This window comes from Xanthobacter autotrophicus, from assembly GCF_029991245.1.
GTDB classification, from domain to species: Bacteria; Pseudomonadota; Alphaproteobacteria; order Rhizobiales; family Xanthobacteraceae; genus Xanthobacter; species Xanthobacter autotrophicus_C.
This window is the reverse complement of the sequence record NZ_JAIVFO010000492.1, coordinates 1-259: the sequence shown is the minus strand read 5'-3', so window position 1 is coordinate 259 and position 259 is coordinate 1. Positions and strand designations below refer to the sequence as shown.

1 tRNA gene is annotated in these 259 nt (G+C 43.2%); it reads left to right on the top strand.

The annotated features are described in order from the left end of the window. Positions 1-81 precede the first annotated feature (81 nt). Positions 82-162 (top strand) — tRNA-Ala (locus tag K9U41_RS23820). Positions 163-259 lie beyond the last annotated feature (97 nt).

Here is a 259-nt window from a genome sequence, read left to right as displayed (position 1 = left end):
GGGTCGATGGTTCAATCTCATCTGCTTGCATTCCGATTTCTCGGAACGCGATCACATTCAACAAGGCTTGTAAATTGTTTTGCAAGCCTTTTTTTATTTCCAGTGGTAGAGCACTCCGATTTGCAATCGGAGGGGTCGATGGTTCAATCTCATCTGCTTGCATTCCGATTTCTCGGAACGCGATCACATTCAACAAGGCTTGTAAATTGTTTTGCAAGCCTTTTTTTATTTCCAGTGGTAGAGCACTCCGATTTGCAAT